A 1,382-nucleotide genomic window follows, 5' to 3' on the forward strand; every position below is an offset into this window, starting at 1 on the left:
AAAGTGAGGTGTCCCCCAAAAAGTAGAGTTTAAAATATGATAAATTATTTCTTGATTTTGAGCTCATAAATTCAAGAATTGGAGCCTTTGGAATATTTTTACCTTAGGCTCCTCAACAACTATGCCTTCTCATATACTTCTTGAGGAGTTAAATAGTTATTTGAAGCATGTGGTCTTTTCTTTGTGTAAAAATCCCAAACATACTCATAAACTAAATACTTTGCTTCAGTTATTGTGTTTGGGTTTTTAAATAACCATTCTGTCTTTAACTTTCCAAAGAAACTCTCCATAGCAGCATTATCCCAGCAATCACCCTTTCTACTCATACTACAGACAATATTGTTTTTATCTAGTAAATCTTGGTAATCCTTTGATGCGTATGTTGAACCTCTATCAGAATGAATTATACATCCTTTTTCTAATTTATGTCTATTTAATACATCTTCTAAACAATCTATTACAAGCTTAGAATCATTTTTCCTACTCATAGACATACCAAGTGGCATCTTTGCAAACAAGTCTAATATCACTGCAACATAGAGTGTTCCTTGATTTGTCATTACATATGTTGTATCACTTACTAATTTATTTCCTTTTTTATCACTATTAAAGTTTCTTTCAAGTAAGTTTTCTGCTGGCTTTTTAGTATTTGTAGAATCAGTCGTTACTACGTGTTTTTTCTTCACTCTTGAGTAGATTTTATTTTCTCTCATTATTCTTTCAACTCGCTTATGGTTGATAGGTTTATTTACTCGCTTGTTCAAGATTTTTGTTATTTTTCTTATTCCAAAAACACCATTACTCTTATGAAAGATATCTTTTATCTCTTTTTCTATCTCAATATTTTCAATATCTCTTAAACTTGGCTTACTTTGTCTTTTAAGCCATTTGTAGTATCCACTTTCTGAGACCCCTAATACTTTGGCCATTCTAAATATTGCATGTTCGTTCTTAAAACGATACATAAATGCATACTTTAGTCTCGGTTTATCTTCGCTAGAAAGGCCGCGGCTTTTTTTAGTATTTCAATCTCTTCCTCTAACTCTTTTATTTTTTTATCTTTTTCTTTGACTATTTCTTTGTGCCTTTTGTTATTATCACCTGTATTTTTTAATACTTTATTAAAGTTATCTAAAAGCCCTACTTCTCCATATTGTTCATAGTTTTTCTTCCACCTTATTACAGTACTTTCTCTCATAGAATATTTATTAGCTATTAAATATTCTTTGCCTTCAAACGCCGGATCCATCGCTTCTTTTACTATTTTCAATCTATCTGATTTTGTATAGTGTACTCTACGCATGATATTCCCCCTTAGAGTCTTTATTTTATTATATATGTTTTTTATTTTTTTGACTCTACTTTTTGGGGGACACCTCAAA

2 protein-coding genes are annotated in these 1,382 nt (G+C 30.5%); both read right to left on the minus strand.

Going from position 1 to position 1,382, the window contains the following annotated elements; all coding sequences use genetic code 11:
• Positions 1–119 precede the first annotated feature (119 nt).
• Positions 120–965: an IS3 family transposase gene (locus tag C4Q29_RS06305; RefSeq protein WP_103981957.1), complete on the minus strand. Its 846-nt coding sequence runs from the start codon at positions 963–965 to the stop codon at positions 120–122.
• 11 nt (positions 966–976) lie between these two features.
• Positions 977–1,303 (minus strand): helix-turn-helix domain-containing protein, encoded by a 327-nt coding sequence (locus tag C4Q29_RS06310; RefSeq protein WP_103981958.1) that lies wholly within the window; start codon positions 1,301–1,303, stop codon positions 977–979.
• Between the last annotated feature and the right edge of the window lie 79 nt (positions 1,304–1,382).

This window comes from Helcococcus massiliensis (assembly GCF_900258485.1).
Lineage (GTDB): Bacteria > Bacillota > Clostridia > Tissierellales > Peptoniphilaceae > Helcococcus > Helcococcus massiliensis.